The sequence below is a fragment of the Tardiphaga sp. genome (assembly GCF_044340795.1).
Taxonomy (GTDB): domain Bacteria; phylum Pseudomonadota; class Alphaproteobacteria; order Rhizobiales; family Xanthobacteraceae; genus Tardiphaga.
Map to the genome: position 1 here is coordinate 45795 of NZ_JBIISY010000006.1, position 17072 is coordinate 62866.

Here is a 17072-nt window from a genome sequence, read left to right on the forward strand (position 1 = left end):
CATGCTAAACAAGATGCGCGTCCTGAGCTTTTCGCATTTCGTTCAGGGCCCCGCCGGTTCGCAATATCTGGCCGACCTCGGCGCTGAAGTCATCAAGGTGGAGCCGCTGACCGGCGCCTTCGAGCGCAATCATACGGGCGGCCATGTCTATGTGGACGGCTTGAGCGCGAGCTATTTTGCGGTCAATCGCAACAAAAAGTCGATTGCTATCGACTTGAAGAACCCGCGTGCCAAGAAGATTCTCTACGACATCATCGCAACCTGTGACGTGGTGACGGAGAACTATCGCGGCGGCGTGCTCGATCGGCTCGGCTTCGGTTATGATGCGGTCAAGGCGGTGAAGCCGGACATCATCTACGCGTCGGCGAGCGGCTGGGGACCGAAAGGTCCGATGGCCGACAAGCCCGGCCAGGACCTCTTGGTCCAGGCGCGGTGCGGTCTCGTGGCCGTGACCGGAAATCTCGATGAGCATCCGACCGTTCCCGGCGTGCCGCTGGTCGATCAGCACGGCGCGGCGCTCCTCGCGATGGGCATCATGGCCGCCTATATCAAGAAGCTGGCGACGGGCGAGGGGACGCGTGTCGAATCCAATCTCCTGAATGCGGGGCTTGATCTGCAGGTCGAGTCGATGGCGGTGTATTTCTCCGGCAAGCGAACACCGGCACATTTCCAGCGCCATCCGCAACTCGCCAACTGGCATCTTGATGCACCCTATGGCGTCTACAAGCTTGCGGATTGCCATGCGGTCATCAGCCTGGGCGGCGATATCGAGCAATTCGCGGCGGCGATCGGGTCTGCCGACCTGATCGCGCTCGGCAAGGACCGGATGGCCATGCGGGATGAATTCACCCGCATCCTCGCACGCGAACTGCAGGACTGGACCTACGCACGTCTTGAGGCCGCGCTGACGCCGCATGCGCTGTGGTTCGAGCGCGTGCAGAATTACGACCAAATCCGCGTCGACCCGCAGGTGGTTGCGAATAACTGCTTCATGGAAATTCCGATCAAGAACGGGACGGCGACAGTGCTTGCACATCCCGTTCGCTACGATGGCGAGACGCCGGTCCTGCGTCGTATGCCGGTGGAACTCGGCGCCGACACCCGCCAGGTGCTGCGCGATGTGGCGGGTCTGAGCGATGCTGCCATCGAGGAATTGATCGCGGCCAAGGTCGTGCATGGACCGGTGCCCGCCTGACAGCCTTCAGCTTGTCACGACCCGCACTTCAAAACTGGTGATTGAGATGACGACCGCAGAACTCCACAAGGTCACGCTGGACGACAAATATACGCTGCCGTCCGGACGTATTTATTTGTCGGGGATTCAGGCGCTGGTGCGCTTGCCTTTGATGCAGCGCGCCCGCGATGCCAAGGCTGGATTGAACACCGGCGGCTTCATCTCCGGCTATCGCGGTTCGCCCCTCGGCACCTATGACAATGCGCTGTGGTCGGCAAAGAAGCATCTCGCCGCTGAAAATATCCAGTTCCAGCCGGGGTTGAACGAAGATCTGGCAGCCACATCGGTGTGGGGCAGCCAGCAGGTCGGCATGTTTCCGGGCGCGACCGTGCAGGGCGTGTTCGGCATCTGGTACGGCAAGGGTCCGGGTGTCGACAGGTCGGTCGATGCCCTGAAGCATGCCAACGTCGCCGGCACCTCGCGCTTCGGCGGCGTCCTCGCTTTGGCGGGCGACGATCATGGCTGCCAATCCTCGACCCTCGCGCATCAGAGCGAGCAGGTGTTCCAGGCGGCGATGATGCCGATCCTCAATCCGGCGACGGTGCAGGAGTATCTCGACTTCGGCATCTATGGCATCGCGCTGTCGCGGTTCTCCGGCTGCTGGGTGGGGTTCAAGGCGATTTCGGAAACAGCAGAAAGCTCGGCATCGATCGAGGCTGACCCGAATCGCATGCAGTTCATCACGCCAACGGATTTCGAGCCGCCCGCGGGCGGACTGCATATTCGCTGGCCTGATCCGCCGCTGGAAGCGGAAGCGCGCCTGCATGGCGCCAAGATGCGGGCGGTGGCCGCTTTTGCCCGCGCCAATTCCATCGACAGGACAACCATTGATTCTCCGGCGGCAACGTTCGGCATTCTGACCACCGGCAAAGCCTATCTCGACGTCCGTCAGGCGCTGTCCGACCTCGGCCTGTCGGATCAGGCCTGCAGCGATCTTGGGCTGCGGGTCTACAAGGTCGGGCTGACCTGGCCGCTGGAGGTCGAGGGCGCGCGCCGGTTTGCCAGGGGCCTGAAGGACGTTCTTGTCGTCGAGGAGAAGCAGGGCTTTATCGAAACCCAGTTCGCCCACGCGATCTTCAATATGGACCCGGCAGAGCGCCCATCGCTGGTCGGCAAGCGCGATGAAGATGGTTATGTCCTCCTGCGCAGCGAGAGTGAATTGTCGCCGACGCTGGTGGCGCGCGCCATCCTGTCGCGTCTCGAGCGCCAGGGCAAAGGCAACGCCAATCTCGCGCAGCGGATCGCGCGTCTGGAGTCCTTCGAAGCCATCGCTCGCACGCCGCAGATCAAATCGCAGCGGGCGCCGTTCTTCTGTTCGGGCTGCCCGCACAACACCTCCACGCAATTGCCGGAAGGCAGCCGCGCCATGGCCGGCATCGGCTGCCACGGCATGGCAATGTGGATGCCGAACCGGAACACCGACACCATTACCCATATGGGCGCCGAGGGCGCCAACTGGATCGGCCAGGCATCATTCACCACGGAAAAGCACGTCTTTCAGAATCTCGGTGATGGCACCTACACCCATAGCGGCCTGCTGGCGATCCGCGCCGCGGCTGCGGCACGGATCAACATCACCTACAAGATCCTCTATAATGATGCGGTGGCGATGACCGGCGGCCAGTCGGCCGAAGGCGGCTTCACCGTGCAGCAGATTGCAGCGCAGGTCGCCGCCGAAGGCGCCAAGCGCATCGTGATGGTGTCCGACGAGCCCAGCAAATACACGGATCCCGGTCAGTTTCCGCGCGGGGTGACCTTCCATGGCCGTGACGAACTCGACGCAGTCCAGCGCGAGCTGCGCGAGACCCCCGGTCTCACGGTCCTAATCTATGACCAGACCTGCGCCGCGGAAAAGCGCCGGCGCCGCAAGCGCGGCCTCTATCCGGATCCGCCGAAGCGCGCGTTCATCAATGACTCTGTCTGCGAAGGGTGCGGCGACTGCTCGGTGAAATCGAATTGCGTATCGGTCAAGCCGCTGGAAACAGTGCTCGGTCGCAAGCGCACCATCGATCAATCAAGCTGCAACAAGGATTTTTCCTGCGTCGAGGGCTTCTGTCCGAGCTTCGTGACTGTCCATGGCGGCGGTCTGCGCAGACCAGCCAAGCCAAAGGCCCAGTCTGCATCGTCTGACGCCTTCGCGTCCTTGCCGATGCCGGAGCCGCGGGCGCTGCTGCAGCCCTATGATATCCTGATGACCGGCATCGGCGGCACCGGTGTCGTCACCATCGGTGCGTTGCTTGGCATGGCCGCGCATATCGAGGGCAAGGGCTGTTCGGTACTGGATTTCACCGGGCTTGCACAGAAGAACGGCGGCGTCATGAGCCATGTGCGCATTGCTCCGAAGCCGGACGACATTGCGGCCGTCCGCATTGCCGCCGGCGCTTGCGACCTGCTGCTCGGCTGCGACATGGTGGTCGCGGCGTCACCGGTCGCGCTGTCACGCCTCGAAAACGGTGTGTCCCGCGCCATCGTCAACACCTCGCTGACGCCGACGGCGGCCTTTGTCACCGACGGCAATATCGACTTCGAAGCCAATGTGATGCATCGCGTGTTGCGCAAGGCGGTCGGCGATCACGGGATCGATTTCATCGAGGGATCGCGCATCGCGACGGCGCTGATGGGAGATTCCATCGCCACTAACCTGCTCCTGCTGGGCTACGCATTCCAGAAGGGCCTGCTGCCGGTCAGCTACGAGGCCCTCGATCAGGCGATCACCTTGAACGGCGGCGGGGTCGAGACCAACAAGCGGACCTTCGCATGGGGACGGCTGGCCGCGCATGATCCGGAAGCCGTCGAGGCCGAGGCTCGTCCTGCATCCGCACCAGGCGAGAAGCCGCGTTCATGGCAGGAGCAGCGCACGATCCATGCGGAGTTTCTCGCCAGATACCAGGACGATGCCTATGCGCGACGTTATCATGATGTCGTGGCCCGGGTCGAACAGGCCGATCGCTTCGATCCGAATTTCGCTTTGACGGCGGCGGTCTCGCGCAACCTGTTCAAGCTGATGGCCTACAAAGACGAATATGAGGTGGCCCGGCTTTATACCGACGGAGCGTTCCGCGAGAAACTGGAGCGGCAGTTCGAGGGCGACTACCGGCTGAAGATCCATCTCGCGCCGCCCTTGCTGGCGCGCAGGGATCCGGTCACCGGGCATCTCAAGAAACGCGCTTTCGGCCCCTGGGTCCTCACCGCGTTCCGGATCATGGCTCGCTTCAAGCGTCTGCGCGGGACGCCATTCGACGTGTTCGGCTATACGGCGGAACGCCGGATGGAGCGGCAACTGATCGACAGCTACATCGCCGATGTCGATAGGCTCCTGTCTCGTCTCACGCCCGGCAACTATCCCACCGCAGTCGAACTGGCTGGCCTGCCGGACATGATCAAGGGGTTTGGCCATGTGAAGGAGCAGAACGTGGCTGCGGCAGGCCAGCGCAGGACAGAGTTGATGCAGACATTCGAGCACGAGGCAGCGTGTACTGCTGGCGGAGCCATGCTCAAGGTGGTCGCGTCAAGGTGACGGGTGCTATCAGGCAGGATCTCTCATGTGCCCTGCACGGCATGAGCGAAGCCGCTGAGCGTTGCTCGCGTTAGCTTGCGCCCGATTTCCGGATCGTTGCCGCTGCGATACCACAGCAGCATGTTTCCGTCATGCACGGCCTCCAGATACAGGACGATGTCCTTGGTGATCTGGTTCGTGCTGAACTCGCCGGTCGATTTTCCCGCGTCGATGATGGTTTCGAGCAGCTTAGAGAGCTTGCGGTAGATGCGAAACATCTGCGTGCGGATCTTGCCTTTGGCGCGGGAGACCTCGACGGACATCAGGATCATGACGGCGAGGTCCTCGGGATGCCGCGCAGCCCACTGGGTCTGGTATTTCACCAGCGACGCGAGTTGCTCGCTGGGTGACCCGCCCCGCTGCCTGACGCCTTCGATGGTGGCGTCGATGGAGCGGGACTCGATGGTTTCCAGCACTTTCAGGAGCAGGTGTTCCTTGCTCCTGAAATGGTAATAGACCGCGCCCTTGGTGAAGCCGGCGGCAGAGGCCACCTCCTCGAGCGTGCTGTTCCAGTAGCCTTGCGTTGCGAAAAGGCGGACAGCGGCATCGATGATCCGCGCCAGACTCTGATCGCGTTTTGAAGCCTTTTTTTCCGCCGGTTGCTCGGGCTTTGCCTTGGCAGGCTCGCGGGCGGGGCGTCCGCCCCGCGGCTTTGCCGAATCGCGAGGCGATCGTGCGCTGGCGGGAGTCGCCCTGGAGGGTTTAGCGGTAGGCATAGGTTTCCTTTGCAATCAGAAGACGTTGGATCTGATTCGTGCCTTCCCAGATCTGCGTGACCTTGGCGTCTCGCATCATGCGCTCGATCGGGTAGTCCTTAAGGTACCCGTAGCCGCCGTGTAGTTGTACAGAATCTGTCGAAACAGCCATGGCTGCATCGCTGCACAGCGTCTTGGCTAGTGAGGCATAGCGGCGCGAATCGGGATGGTTGCGGAGCCGATAGTCGACGGCCTGATACAGGACCGACCGCGCCGCCTCCAGTTTCAACGCCATGTCGGCGATCATCACCCGGACGGCCTGGAATCGCGAAATTGTCTGGTCGAACTGCTTGCGGTCCTCGGTGTATTTGAGCGCTTCGTCCAGCGCGCCCTGGGCGATGCCGAGCGCATGGGCGGCGATGGTCAGACGTGAATTGTGCAGCATCTCTGTGATGTAGCTGCCGCCCTTGTGCGGGTCGCCAACCTGTCGGCCGTCCGGAATGCGGCACTGTTCCAGAATGACATCGGCGGTCGGGCTGCCGCGCATGCCCATCTTGTCCTCGGCCTTGCCGAAGCGGATGCCGGGATCGTCGCGATGGACCATGAAGATGCCGAACGTGTTGTCGCCGGTGCGCGCGAAGATGAGATACCAGTCGGCCCAGCCGGCATTGGTGATGAATCGCTTGGTGCCATCGAGCACCCATCCGTCGCCATCGCGCTTTGCGGTCGTGCGGGCACCCATCAGGTTGGACCCGCCTTGCGGCTCGGTCAGGCCCCATGCGCCCCGCATCTCGCCGTTGCAGATCGGCGGGATCACTTGCTGCTGCAGCGCTTCTGAGCCGTAGAGAACGACGCCTTCAAGAACCCAGCCGCTGGTCACGGTCAGTGATGTCGCCGCGCAGGCGCGGGCCAGTTCCTCGGTGGTGATGACCTGCGCGAACAGGTCGCCATCGGATCCGCCGAGGCGTTCCGGAAAGGCGAGGCCGGGAAGGCCGAGCGCGCGCGCGGCATCGATCGCTTCGAGCGGCGGGCGACCCTCGCGATCGACGGCCGCCGCATGCGGCGCGACGCTACGCGCGACGAACCGCCTCAGATTGTTACGGAATGTCTGATACTTGTCTTCCTCTGCAATACGCATCGCTCTCCCTTTCCTTTGTTGATTCAGCCGTTGAACACCGGCGGCCATCCGAGACCGATGGTCTGCCCGCGTTCGTGGGCGGGGCTTGCCTTGGCGATCAGGTCGTCGTCGAGCCCGAGCGAGGACAGCACCTCGACGCTCTGGTCGCGCATATCCGTAGGGCCGGCAGCCACAGGTGTGCGGCTGAAGCGGGGAATTGCCGGCACCGAAAACTCGCCGCTGGCCGGATCGATGCGCGTCTGGATCTGCGGTTCCTGCCAGACTTCATGCGGCGTCAGCACGGGGGTGACGCAGGCCTGCTTGCCCTCGAACACCGCAGTCCAGTGCTCGCGTGTCTGCGACCGGAATGCAGCGTCGAGACGTGCCTCGATGTCCGGCCAGGTGCGCCGGTCCATATGGTCGGGCAGGTCGCCGAGTTCGAGCGTGGTCCACAGTGCCTGAAAGAATTGCGGTTCGAGCGAGCCGACCGCGACATGCCCGCCGTCGGCGCAGGTGTAGCAACGATAGAAGGGGGCATTGCCGGCGATCAGGCCGTCGCCGCGTCCCGGCATCGCCTCGGTTCCCCATACGGCAAAATGCATCGCGATCAGCGACAGACAGCCGTCGACCATCGCAGCATCGATGTGCTGCCCCAGTCCGGTGCGTGATCGCTCGTGCAGCGCAGCAAGAATTCCAATAGCGGCGACCATGCCGCCGCCGGCCATGTCGGCGATGACATTGAGCGGAAGTGCAGGTGGCCCGTCGGTCGGGCCCATGGAACCAAGCACACCGGTATAGGCAAGGTAGTTGATGTCGTGCCCGGCGTCCTGTGCACGCGGGCCGCTCTGTCCATAGCCTGTCAGGGAGCAGTAGATCAGCCGGGGATTGATCGCGGACATGGCCGCATAATCAGCCCCCAGCCGATCGGCAACGCCGGGTCGGAATCCCTCGATCAGAACGTCGGCTGTGCTGACGAGCCGCTGCAGCGCATCCCGCCCCTCCGACGACTTGAGGTCCAGCGTGATGAACGTCTTGCCGCGCGCGAAGGTCGAGACAGGCGGGCCGGCACGGCCGCCGCCGGCAACGATAACTTCCGCGCCGAGATCGCACAGCAGCATCGTGCCGTAAGGCCCTGGTGCAAGCCGTGTGAGATCCACCACGCGAATTCCCGAGAGAGGGCGCTGGGCTGATGAACGCATCATCTTGATCCTGACTGTTGCGATGCGAACGCGCACTGCATGCGCAAATCGATCGCTTCAATTTGTTGCATCGAGATTTAGAAGACCTCTTGCGTCCTCGAAATCCGCTATGTACGATCCGATCAAATAAAAAATACCGGCTGGATAGTATTGGTCGGACCCAGGGACAAACGCAAGGGAGGACGGCAGCAAATGTTTTGCCGCTTTGCTGATTGCATGAGGGGCGCGCTGCGGCGCCCGATCCAACCATCTCACATCCATTGCGCGCGTGAAGCGTCCGCATCCTGCATGTCGCAAGACGCTGATGCACTGGATCGTCGTCAACAGCGCAAGCCGCGCTGACCGATTTCCCTCACCTGAGCGTTCGTCTGGAGATGGACGCCGTCACTGCTTGTTCGTTTGATTGTCAGGAGAAGTCCATGAGCCGTCTCGATCTCGATGCCCTGGTCAAGCAGGTCACGAGCTATATCCTTGCGCATCCTTATGAACGTGATGTCTGGGAGAAGGCGCCGGCGATCACCGGCATCTTGCGCTGGGAAGACAGCAAGGCGATCGACGGCGCCAAGGCCTGGGTCGATCGCGCTGTCGACGTGCAGTCGACGCGTGGCTTCCTGAGCTATGACGAGCAGATTGAGCTCGCCAAGGGGCATGTCGGCGTGTTCTCGCCAACCGCTGCACTGTCATCCGCTTTGGGGTACTGCGTGCTCGCTTATCACGAGCGCAACAAGGAAGCGCGTCTGCTCGAGGCCGCGCACTTGCAGGCGAAGGCGCTGCTGGCCGCGCCGCGCACGCGTCGCGGCGGCTTCTGGGTGCGCGATGAAGGTCCGGAACTGTGGATCGACTTCATCTATCTGATGTGCCCGTTTCTGGCCCGCCTCGGCCGTCTCACCGGCGACAGCAAGTTGATCGACGAGGCCCTCGACCAGGTCGATGTCTATGTTCACCATCTCGTCGACAAGGATGAGCATCTGGCTCGTCATGCTTGGAGCGAAAGCCCCAATCATTTTCTTCAATCGACATTCTGGTGCCGCGGCAATGGCTGGCTGACGTGCTGCCTGGTCGATCTGCTTGCCGAGATCGGCGACCATCCGCGCGCGGAGCCGTTGCGTGAGCTTGGACGAAAGGTGTTCGCTGCCATTGCCGCGCATCAAGACCGCAGCGGCTTCTTCCGCAACATTCTCGATGACCGGCATTCCAAGTTTGAAGCATCGGGGACGCTGATGTTCGCCTACAGCGCGGCGCGCGCGGTGAATATGGGCTGGCTCGACGCTGAATATCTGGACAAGGCGGAGCGCGCTTTCCGCATCGTGGCCGGCTCCGTCGAGCCGGACGGCGCCGTGCCAGGCGTTCAGGTGCCACCGGGAGGACCCGGCGTGCCTTTCGCCGCCGCATTGTATGGGCAGGGCTTCTTCCTGCAGGCGGCGGCCGAACTCAAACATCGCCTGAACTGAGCGACGCGACTGGTCCTGCAACAACACAACGGACGGGCAACGACGTGTATCTTGAAATCTTCGCCAACGGTCTCTTTTTGGGCGCCATCTACGCACTGTTTGCGGTGCCGATGAGCGTCATCTGGGTGACAACCGACGTCATCGACGTCTCGGTGGGCGCATACGCCGTCGTTGCCGGCGTCGTGGCGGCAGCATTTGGCTTGCCGTATGGCGGCGTGCTCGGCGTCGCCGCGGCGGTCGCGCTCGGCGTGGTCACCGGGACGATCTTTCTCGGCTTTCACGCCTTGCGCGCCATGAAAGATGCCATGCCGATCGTGCTGGCGACCTTTGCCTTCATGCTCCTGGTCGAATCCGCAGTGCTGGTGGTTGTCGGTACCGACAACCAGTTTGTCGACCGCATTCCCGGGATCGTTCTGCTCGGAGATTCCGTAATCGGGTATCAGGGCCTGTTCAATCTCGCGCTCAGTGTCGTGCTGATGCTGGCTTTGACCGCGGCTTTGAAGTGGTCACCGGCCGGGCTGCGCATGAAGGCCTGCGCGATTTCCGCCAAGAATGCCGCCCTGGCCGGCATCGCCGTCAAGCGCACCCAGTTTCTGACCTTCCTGCTCTGCGCGGCCATTGCCGGGATCGGCGGCGTTCTGGCGTCCATGTCGATCGGCATGACCTATGCGAGCGCATTCACGTTCACCACGATCGCATTCAGCAGTGCCGTAGTCCTCGGACAGCGCGGTCCGCTGCCGGCATTTTTGGGCGGGCTGCTGATCGGGCTCGCCGAGTCGTTCAGTCAGACCTTTCTTCCCAATGGCTGGGCCCATGCCGTTCCTGCGGCGCTGATCATCATCATCCTGGCATCCGGTCGTCTGCCATCGGCCGCATTCTCGGGAGCTCGCCCATGAACGACAGCTTCAAATGGTTTGGCAGCGTCGGCGTCCTGATATTGGCTATTGCCGGCGTGTCGCTGCTCGCTGAGTTCCGTAGTTCGATCTATTCCACCTCCACTACGGTCGGTATTTTTGCGCTGCTGGCTCTCCCGCTCGGACTGCTCTATGGCCAGGGTGGAACGGTGTCGCTGGCGCAAGGCGCCTTTGCCGCCATCGGCGCCTATACGACTGCGATCATCACCACGCGGTACAGCCTGTCACCCATGATGTCGCTGCTGCCTGCCGTCGTCCTCCCGGCGCTGGTCGCGTTCATCATCGCCAAGCCGATCCTGCGCCTGCCCGAACTGTCCCTCGCTCTCGTGACCCTGTCGATCGGCACGGTGGTCGAAGTGGCGCTGCAGCGAGGCGGCGACTTCACCGGTAGCTTCAACGGCATCAATGGCATTCCGACTTTGCCATTCGTCGGCACGTCACGCATCCGCGCGCATTTCGTGATCTGGACGGTGGTGCTGCTGCTGGTCATCGCCTATGTGAATTTCATGTCGAGCCTGCGGGGACGCGCATTGAATGCGGTGCGCACCGACCATCTGCTGGCCGAAGCCATGGGTGTCAATGTTGCGCTCGATCTGTCGCTGCTGTTTGCGATCACGGCCGGTGTGGCCGGGCTGGGCGGCTGGTTCTACGCCCATACACTCGGTTACGTCGCACCCGACTCGCTGTCGATCGCCGTGTCCGCCAATGTGTTGTTCATGGTGGTGCTTGGCGGGCGCAAGTCGGTTCTGGGGCCGATCATCGGCGCGGCGATCTTCACGCTGGCGAGCGATTTCCTGCCGGGGACCGAGAGCCAGGGCATCTTCTTTGGCGGCATTCTCATACTGGTGCTGCTGTTCTCTCCTGATGGATTGATGACGCTGGTGCCGCGCCGGTGGCAGCGACGCCCGAGAGTCCCGGCATCGGTATCGCCGGAGGTGCGTCCGGCCGTGCAGACGACGGGAGCGGTGCGATGAGCTTCGATGCACAGAACATCAGTATCGCCTTCGGAGGACTTAAGGTCCTGAAAGACGTGAGTGTGTCGGTTCGTCCTGGCGTCATCACCGGGCTTGTCGGACCCAACGGCGCCGGCAAGACCACGCTGTTCAACTGCCTCACCGGGGTCGCCCGGCCGCAGGAGGGGACGGTGCAGATCGACGGCGCGGACATTTCAAGCTTCCCACTGCATCAGCGCATCCAGCTCGGTGTCTCCCGCAGCTTCCAGACGCCGCGGCTCGACCTTGATGCCAGTGTGCTGGATGCCGTGATGATGGGCTTCTACAGCCGCAACAAGCCGTTGCTGCTCAGCAGCTTTGTCTCGATGCCGGCGCGGCAGAAGCGTGACAGGGAGTTGCGGGCGCAGGCGGAACGATTAATTGCGCAGTTCGAGCTGACGACGGATCCGCATCAGCGTTCGGGAGCGCTTTCGCTCGGTCGTTTGCGTCTGCTGGAGGTGGCCCGGGCTCTGGCAAGCAGCCCCAGATATCTGCTTCTCGACGAGCCGGCTGCCGGAATCGACGAACATGACCGTGCGCTGCTGGCGCGCGCCATCCGCCACGCCGCTTCGGATCAGATCGGCGTCCTGCTTGTCGAACACAATGTCGGATTCGTCGCCGAGCTCAGCCATCACATGGTGGCGCTGGTGCGCGGCCAGATCGTGGCCGAGGGCGATCCGCAGGATGTCGTGCAGGACGAAGAGGTGGTCACGGCTTATCTCGGAGGTCATCGTGTCGCAGCTTGAACCTGCAATGAATGGCGCTTCGCGCCGGGGGCTGGAGTGCGCCGAGATCAGCGCGCGCTACGGCAGTCTGACCGTGTGCAGCAATGTCAGCTTCTCGGTCGGGCCCGGCGAACTGCTGGCATTGATCGGCCCTAATGGCGCCGGCAAGACTAGCCTCGTCGGAGCACTGAATGGAACAGTGAATGCGACAGGACGGGTGACGCTCGACGACCGCAGGCTCGATGTGCTGTCCGCCTGGCGTCGTGTCGGCACCGGGCTGACGACGGTGCCGGATGGACGCGGGTTGTTTCCATCACTCACCGTGGCCGACAATCTACGTCTCGGCGCGCTTCTGACCGAGAAGGACAGGCGCAGCGGCGCGTTGGAACGCGCGCTTGAGCTGTTTCCCTTCCTGAAATCGCGTTGGAACGACGCCGCAGGCGCCTTGAGCGGCGGTCAGCAACAGATGCTGGCGATCGCAAAATGCCTCGCCTGCAGTCCGCGTCTGCTGCTGCTCGACGAGCCGACCCAGGGTCTTGCGCCGATCATCGTCGATGAACTTGCCGAGGTTCTGCGCAAGCTGCGCGCGAGCGGGCTGCCAATCCTGCTGGTCGAACAGAACCATCATCTGGTCGAGGCGGTCGCGGATCGCTTCATCGTGCTGGTGGGCGGAAAGGTCGTGCTTGAGGGCAACAATGCCGAGCTGGCCGATCGCGATCGTATCGTGAAGCTCTACCTGCAGCGTTCGGCTGCATCCGTTCATTAATCGGGGAAGAAACGCATGATGACGAAACATCCGTTGACGCGGCGGGCCGCCCTGGCGTTGGCCCTCGCCGGCAGTGTGGCCATCCAGACCGGGCCGCTCGCGGCGCAGACTAAGGGCGAGCCGCTTCGGATCGCCGTACTGATCGCCCTGTCGGGTCCCGCCGCAGCCTATGGCGCAGACGAACGCGCGGCCGTTGAATCCGTGATCGAACGGACCAATGCGCAGGGCGGCATCAACGGCCGGCCGATCGAACTGATCGTACGCGATACCAAGACAAACCCGACGGAAGCGGCACGTCTCGCCAACCAGGTCATCCTCGATGACAAGGTGATTGCCATCATCGGCGCGACTACGGGCTCAGAAACCCTGGCTTTCGCGGATCTTGCGATGCGCTCGAAGGTGCCGGTGTTTCCGATGGTGGGCACTCAGTCGGTGACCGATCCGAAGGAGGCATTCTCCAAATGGATGTTCCGCATGTCGGTGCCGATCTCGACCGATCTGCCTGCCAGCCGCGATCGCATCATCGCCGATGGTCACAAGCGCGTCGCGGTGTTCTCGGAAGAGGATGCGTATGGGCAACAGGCATCGGAACTGTTTGTGAGCCTCGCGAAGGAGAAGGGTGACCTGCAGATCATCGAGCAGGCATCGGCGCCGAAGGCAGCGACCGACCTGACGGCGCAGGCGATCAAGATCCGCAGCGGCAAGCCCGATGCTGTGTTCCTGGCCACATCGAGCACCGGGTCGGCCGGCGCCTTCCTGCGCAAGCTGCAGGAGATCGGGCTCAATGTGCCCGTCTACGGAATGGCCGGCATCGTTCAGAAACAGATCATCAAGAACGGCGGCAAGGGCGCCGAGAATTTGATCGCGCCGGCGCTCGTCAATCCTGACGAAGCCGGTCCTCTGACGGATCTCTTCGACCTCTTGAAGAACAAGGGCGGCGTTGCCGGCTTCGGCGCCTTGCTGGGCGCCAACGCGGCGGCAACGGTCGTCCAGGCCTTGAAGGCCGGCGCGACAGACGGCCCGTCGCTGCGCGACAAGGTGGAGTCGATGGGCCCGATCAAGGGATATGCGGCGGCGCCAATCCAGTTCTCGGCCTCGGATCATGACAGTTGGGGCAAGGACACGCTCATATACGTCACCGTCCGCAACGGCAAATTCAAGAACCTGGACGCGAAATGAGCCAGCAGACTTCTCTACCGCTCGAGGGCGTGCGCGTTCTGGACCTCACCCAGGTCCAGTTTGGCCCCTGTGCAACGCAGGTCCTCGGCGACTTTGGTGCAAAGATCATCAAGATCGAACGGCCCGGCGATGGCGACATCTGCCGCGGGACAGATCCGTTCATCACCGAGCCCGCGGGTGAAAGCGCCTATTTCATGGGCCTCAACCGCAACAAGCGCGGGATGGCGCTCAATATGAGCAAGCCGGCAGGCGCCAGGATCGTCATGGAGCTGCTGGATCAGGCCGATGTGCTGGTCCACAATTTCCGCCCGGGTGTCGCCGAGCGTCTGGGGCTTGGCTATGACACATTGAAGGAGACGCATCCGCGCCTGATCTATGCGTCCGGCTCGGGCTTCGGACCCAGCGGGCCGCTGGCGCATAAGGGCGGCCAGGATTTCCTCGCGCAGTCGCTGTCCGGCCTGGCGTCGCGAAATCCCGACGCCGATGGGATGCCTCAACTGTTTCCCACGGCGCTTGGCGACTTCACCTCGGGCATGGTGCTCGCCCAGGGCATTCTGATGGCGCTCTACCAGCGGGAACGCACCGGCCTTGGACAACGCATAGATGTATGTCTGCTCGATGTGCTGATCACACTGCAGCAGCAGGAGGTCACGCAATGGCTGCTGCGACAGAAAGAGGTCAACTGGGTCCAGCAGAACCTGATCGGTATCTTCCCGACCAAGGACGGCGCCGTGACACTGGTCGGTGTGTTTAGGCCCAATCCGCTGGGTGACATCTGCAAGGCGCTCGAACTGGAGGACTATTCGGCCTGGCCGCAATATGCCGACCGTGCGTCCTGGGGACCGAACCGGGCCGATATCTTCAAGCTGCTGGCTCCGGGATTCGCCAAATACAGCACAACCGAGTGTCTGAAGCGCCTGGATCGCGAGGATGTTCTGTGCGCTCCGGTGCTGTCGCTTGGCGAAGCGCTCGCGCAGCCTCAGGTGGACGCCAACGGACTGATGGTCGAATTCGACCACCCCGTGCATGGACGGGTAAAGACGGTCGGCAATCCCCTGAAGATGTCATCGGTCGCGCGAACGGCAACCCGCGGCGCGCCCACCCTCGGTCAACATAATGCGGAGGTGCTGGCCGAACTCGGCTACGCGCCGTCCGACATCGCGCGCCTGCGCAGCGAAGGCGTCATCGCCTGAGGAACACTGCCACTTCTACAAGGATTTAACATGATCGTAGACTTTGACGACAGCTCGCGTTCCACCATCCACGACCTCAAGATCGGCGACAATATCGCGATCGAAAAGACGATCAGCGAGTCCGACGTTTACATGTTCGCCGGCATTTGCGGCGACTTCTCGCCGAACCACATCAACGAACGCTACATGGAGAAGTCGCGCTTCAAGACCCGCATTGCACAGGGCGCCCTGGTGGTCGGCTTCACGTCGGCAGCGGCCGCCATGTTCGGCATCAAATACAGGGTGGACGGCGTGTCCGCCGGCTATGATCGGCTGCGTTTCGTCGCGCCTGTGTTCTTCGGCGATACCATCCTCATTCGCTACACGATTGCGCGGATCGAACTCGACCGGGACCGTGCCTATGCAACCCTGCATGTCACCAATCAGCATGGCGATGTGGTTCTGGTCGGCGAGCATGTGCTCCGTTTCGTGGCCCTCGAAGAACCGTTGGAGACGCAGGCATGAAGGACGCGATCGTTCTGCTCGAATTGCGCGGGCCGGTGGGGCTGATCACCCTCAACCGTCCCGACGCCCTGAATGCGCTGAGCACCGAATTGATGGACGCGCTGACCGCCGCGCTGCGGCAGTGCGAGAGCAATGCCGAGATCGGCGCGATGGTGCTGACCGGCAAGGGCAGGGCATTTGCTGCCGGTGCCGACATCAAGGAGATGGCGAACAAGACCTATGCCGACGCCTATTCGGAGAATTTCATCACTCGCAATTGGGAAGAAGCCACGCGCTGCCGCAAGCCCGTGATTGCGGCTGTCAACGGCCTTGCGCTGGGCGGTGGGTGCGAACTGGCGATGATGTGCGATTTCATCCTGTGTTCGGAAGCGGCGCGCTTTGGCCAGCCGGAAGTCAAAGTCGGGGTCATGCCTGGCGCCGGCGGCACCCAGCGGCTGTCCCGCTCGATCGGAAAATCGAAGGCGATGGAGATGTGCCTCACGGGTCGCATGATGCTTGCGGACGAGGCGGAACGCTGCGGTCTCGTCAGCCGCATTATCCCGGCCGATCAACTGGTCGAGGAGGCCATTCGCGTCGCCACCCAGATCGCGGAACTGTCGCGCCCGATGATCATGATGACAAAGGAGGCGCTCAACCGGTCGTATGAGGTTCCGCTCACAGAGGGCGTTCGGTTCGAGCGGCGGCTGGCCCACACGACCTTCGCGCTCGAAGACCACAAGGAAGGCGCGGCCGCATTCGCCGAGAAGCGCAAGCCTGCGTTCCGGCACCGCTGATACGGGACCAACGCGCCGATGTTGCAACTGCCTTTCGAGAAGTGGAGTCTGGACACGGCGCTTGCGGCGCGGGCGCGGCTGTCTGCCGATGCGCCATTCATCCGCATGATTGACGGCGCGCCGCTGACATTCGCGCGGGTGCGTGCAGATGCGTTGGCGCTGGCCTACGCCTTGGAGCAGGAGGGCGTTCAGGCCGGCGACAGGGTCGTGGTCATGGGCGCCAACTGCCTGTGGACGCTCTATGCCTGGTTCGCTCTCAACATCCTCGGCGCGGTGGACGTGACGATCAACACCGCCTATCGCGGACATACGCTCGAACACGCCATCAACACGGCCGACGCGCGCCTCATCCTCGTCGAAGACCGGCTGCTCGACGTGCTGTGCGAAAGCGAAGCCGCCGTGCCGGGACTGCAGCGGGCGCTGTTCTACGCGGCGGACGGCTCGCGCAGCGCGACGCCGGCTACGTCATTCAATCGGGTGTCGCTGGCGCTGCTGCGTAGCGATATCCAGGTGCCGCAAGGATGGCGCCCGGCCGGCGCCAAACCGTCGGATCTCGCATCGATCATCTTCACCTCGGGCACATCCGGACCGGCCAAGGGTGTCATGCTGCCGCATGCGCAGACATATCTCCTGGGTCTTGAATCCGCCCAGCAGATGAAGGTCAACGAAAACGACACCTATTACATTTTCCACCCGCTATTTCACATGTCGCCGCGCTATGTCGGGATGTATGCGGCGCTGATCGCCGGCGCACAGGTCTGCCTCGATCGCGCC

At 62.8% G+C, this 17072-nt stretch carries 15 protein-coding genes; 12 read left to right on the top strand and 3 right to left on the bottom strand.

What is annotated here, in order from left to right:
• Position 1: 1 nt before the first annotated feature.
• Together ACIQ17_RS01985 and ACIQ17_RS01990 are read left to right on the top strand one after the other, a co-directional pair.
• Positions 2-1195 carry a CaiB/BaiF CoA transferase family protein gene (locus ACIQ17_RS01985; RefSeq protein ID WP_398464825.1) on the top strand — a complete coding sequence of 398 codons (1194 nt, stop codon included), beginning with the start codon at positions 2-4 and terminating at the stop codon, positions 1193-1195.
• Between the two features lie 46 nt (positions 1196-1241).
• The gene (locus tag ACIQ17_RS01990; RefSeq protein WP_398464827.1) at positions 1242-4751 is read left to right on the top strand and encodes an indolepyruvate ferredoxin oxidoreductase family protein; all 3510 of its coding nucleotides are present in this window, start codon (positions 1242-1244) and stop codon (positions 4749-4751) included.
• Positions 4752-4774: 23 nt separating this feature from the next.
• On the opposite strand, the gene ACIQ17_RS01995 is transcribed toward ACIQ17_RS01990, so the two are convergent.
• Genes ACIQ17_RS01995 through ACIQ17_RS02005 form a run of 3 tightly spaced genes read right to left on the bottom strand, consistent with a single transcriptional unit; the run spans position 4775 to position 7801 of the window.
• Complete coding sequence (locus ACIQ17_RS01995; RefSeq protein WP_398464829.1) at positions 4775-5506, bottom strand: TetR/AcrR family transcriptional regulator; 732 nt, start codon at positions 5504-5506, stop codon at positions 4775-4777.
• The gene (locus ACIQ17_RS02000) at positions 5493-6671 is read right to left on the bottom strand and encodes an acyl-CoA dehydrogenase family protein (RefSeq protein ID WP_398464831.1); all 1179 of its coding nucleotides are present in this window, start codon (positions 6669-6671) and stop codon (positions 5493-5495) included. Before ACIQ17_RS02000 ends, ACIQ17_RS01995 begins: the two co-directional genes overlap by 14 nt.
• Positions 6647-7801, bottom strand: a complete 1155-nt coding sequence (locus ACIQ17_RS02005) for a CaiB/BaiF CoA transferase family protein (protein WP_398464833.1) — start codon at positions 7799-7801, stop codon at positions 6647-6649. The genes ACIQ17_RS02000 and ACIQ17_RS02005 overlap by 25 nt, the downstream gene beginning before the upstream one ends.
• 419 nt (positions 7802-8220) lie before the next feature.
• Between ACIQ17_RS02005 and ACIQ17_RS02010 the strand changes: the two genes are divergently transcribed.
• The 10 genes from ACIQ17_RS02010 to ACIQ17_RS02055 form a co-directional block, all read left to right on the top strand.
• Positions 8221-9252 (top strand): glycoside hydrolase family 88 protein, encoded by a 1032-nt coding sequence (locus tag ACIQ17_RS02010; RefSeq protein ID WP_398464835.1) that lies wholly within the window; start codon positions 8221-8223, stop codon positions 9250-9252.
• A 44-nt stretch (positions 9253-9296) separates the two neighbouring features.
• On the top strand, positions 9297-10148 hold the full coding sequence (locus tag ACIQ17_RS02015) for a branched-chain amino acid ABC transporter permease (protein WP_398464837.1): 852 nt from the start codon (positions 9297-9299) through the stop codon (positions 10146-10148).
• Entirely contained in the window at positions 10145-11140 is a 996-nt protein-coding gene (locus tag ACIQ17_RS02020) for a branched-chain amino acid ABC transporter permease (RefSeq protein WP_398464839.1), read from the top strand. The genes ACIQ17_RS02015 and ACIQ17_RS02020 overlap by 4 nt, the downstream gene beginning before the upstream one ends.
• Positions 11137-11904 carry an ABC transporter ATP-binding protein gene (locus ACIQ17_RS02025; RefSeq protein WP_398464841.1) on the top strand — a complete coding sequence of 256 codons (768 nt, stop codon included), beginning with the start codon at positions 11137-11139 and terminating at the stop codon, positions 11902-11904. The genes ACIQ17_RS02020 and ACIQ17_RS02025 overlap by 4 nt, the downstream gene beginning before the upstream one ends.
• On the top strand, positions 11891-12649 hold the full coding sequence (locus ACIQ17_RS02030; protein WP_398464843.1) for an ABC transporter ATP-binding protein: 759 nt from the start codon (positions 11891-11893) through the stop codon (positions 12647-12649). Before ACIQ17_RS02025 ends, ACIQ17_RS02030 begins: the two co-directional genes overlap by 14 nt.
• 15 nt (positions 12650-12664) lie before the next feature.
• Positions 12665-13828 carry an ABC transporter substrate-binding protein gene (locus ACIQ17_RS02035; protein WP_398464845.1) on the top strand — a complete coding sequence of 388 codons (1164 nt, stop codon included), beginning with the start codon at positions 12665-12667 and terminating at the stop codon, positions 13826-13828.
• The gene (locus tag ACIQ17_RS02040; protein WP_398464847.1) at positions 13825-15021 is read left to right on the top strand and encodes a CaiB/BaiF CoA transferase family protein; all 1197 of its coding nucleotides are present in this window, start codon (positions 13825-13827) and stop codon (positions 15019-15021) included. The genes ACIQ17_RS02035 and ACIQ17_RS02040 overlap by 4 nt, the downstream gene beginning before the upstream one ends.
• A 30-nt stretch (positions 15022-15051) precedes the next feature.
• Entirely contained in the window at positions 15052-15525 is a 474-nt protein-coding gene (locus tag ACIQ17_RS02045; protein WP_398464849.1) for a MaoC family dehydratase, read from the top strand.
• Positions 15522-16298 (top strand): enoyl-CoA hydratase, encoded by a 777-nt coding sequence (locus tag ACIQ17_RS02050; RefSeq protein ID WP_398464851.1) that lies wholly within the window; start codon positions 15522-15524, stop codon positions 16296-16298. The genes ACIQ17_RS02045 and ACIQ17_RS02050 overlap by 4 nt, the downstream gene beginning before the upstream one ends.
• Positions 16299-16316: 18 nt before the next feature.
• Positions 16317-17072: AMP-binding protein (locus ACIQ17_RS02055; protein WP_398464853.1), on the top strand; the 756-nt coding region annotated here is incomplete at its 3' end.

Coding starts and splice junctions, on each gene's coding strand:
- ACIQ17_RS02000 (WP_398464831.1), bottom strand. CDS start 6,671: ATGGCCGCCGGTGTTCAACGGCTGAATCAACAAAGGAAAGGGAGAGCG.
- ACIQ17_RS01995 (WP_398464829.1), bottom strand. CDS start 5,506: ATGCCTACCGCTAAACCCTCCAGGGCGACTCCCGCCAGCGCACGATCG.
- ACIQ17_RS02005 (WP_398464833.1), bottom strand. CDS start 7,801: ATGCGTTCATCAGCCCAGCGCCCTCTCTCGGGAATTCGCGTGGTGGAT.
- ACIQ17_RS02010 (WP_398464835.1), top strand. CDS start 8,221: ATGAGCCGTCTCGATCTCGATGCCCTGGTCAAGCAGGTCACGAGCTAT.
- ACIQ17_RS02020 (WP_398464839.1), top strand. CDS start 10,145: ATGAACGACAGCTTCAAATGGTTTGGCAGCGTCGGCGTCCTGATATTG.
- ACIQ17_RS02040 (WP_398464847.1), top strand. CDS start 13,825: ATGAGCCAGCAGACTTCTCTACCGCTCGAGGGCGTGCGCGTTCTGGAC.
- ACIQ17_RS02025 (WP_398464841.1), top strand. CDS start 11,137: ATGAGCTTCGATGCACAGAACATCAGTATCGCCTTCGGAGGACTTAAG.
- ACIQ17_RS02050 (WP_398464851.1), top strand. CDS start 15,522: ATGAAGGACGCGATCGTTCTGCTCGAATTGCGCGGGCCGGTGGGGCTG.
- ACIQ17_RS02035 (WP_398464845.1), top strand. CDS start 12,665: ATGATGACGAAACATCCGTTGACGCGGCGGGCCGCCCTGGCGTTGGCC.
- ACIQ17_RS01985 (WP_398464825.1), top strand. CDS start 2: ATGCTAAACAAGATGCGCGTCCTGAGCTTTTCGCATTTCGTTCAGGGC.
- ACIQ17_RS02045 (WP_398464849.1), top strand. CDS start 15,052: ATGATCGTAGACTTTGACGACAGCTCGCGTTCCACCATCCACGACCTC.
- ACIQ17_RS01990 (WP_398464827.1), top strand. CDS start 1,242: ATGACGACCGCAGAACTCCACAAGGTCACGCTGGACGACAAATATACG.